1 protein-coding gene and 1 pseudogene are annotated in these 662 nt (G+C 62.1%); both read right to left on the bottom strand.

What is annotated here, in order from left to right:
• Positions 1 to 251 (bottom strand): annotated as a pseudogene (locus tag HZZ13_RS36350) (mandelate racemase); the annotation flags it as partial.
• 141 nt (positions 252 to 392) lie between these two features.
• Complete coding sequence (locus HZZ13_RS36345) at positions 393 to 635, bottom strand: DUF3297 family protein (RefSeq protein WP_197962788.1); 243 nt, start codon at positions 633 to 635, stop codon at positions 393 to 395.
• Between the last annotated feature and the right edge of the window lie 27 nt (positions 636 to 662).

The raw sequence follows: 662 nt of genomic DNA, 5'->3' as shown, positions 1-662 counted from the left end.
GCCGCGTTCAGCAGCGACTTCGGATCGGCCTCCAGGATGCGCGCGGAAAAGCGCTCGCGGATCAGGCCGCCCTGCCCGTAGCGGCCGTTGGAGTTGAAGCCGTAGCCGACGACGCGCTTGCCGTCGCGGACCACGTCGGTGACGACGGCAACGAGGCTGGTCGTCATTCTGGTGAAGTCGATATAGGCATTGCGGATCGGGGACGAGATCGGTTTTGTGATCTCGCGGACGTCGACGATGCGGACGGACATGTTCTCTTTCCTGGCTAGCTCTATCGCTCGTCATGGCCGGGCTTGACCCGGCCATCCACGTCTTTGCCACGGAGCAAGTCTGAAGACGTGGATGCCCGGGTCAAGCCCGGGCCTGACGACAGAGTGTGGGGCGAAAGGCGCCTATTTCTTATCCCTGAAATACGGCTCGACCGGGCCGTGCACCTTGATGGTCAGCGGGTTGCCGTAACGGTCCTTGGCGTTGCCGGCGGTGACGCGGACCCAGCCTTCGCTGATGCAGTACTCCTCGACATTGGTCTTCTCGATGCCCTTGAAGCGGATGCCGACGTCGCGCGCCAGGATCTCCGCGTTGTAATAGGGGCTGTTCGGGTCGACCGACAGGCGGTCCGGAAATTCGTCGCTCATGATTGTCTCGCTCACAACAATGTTTCG

It is taken from the genome of Bradyrhizobium agreste, assembly GCF_016031625.1.
Lineage (GTDB): Bacteria > Pseudomonadota > Alphaproteobacteria > Rhizobiales > Xanthobacteraceae > Bradyrhizobium > Bradyrhizobium agreste.
Note: the sequence above shows the minus strand (reverse complement) of the source record. Positions and strands in the feature narration are given on the sequence as shown.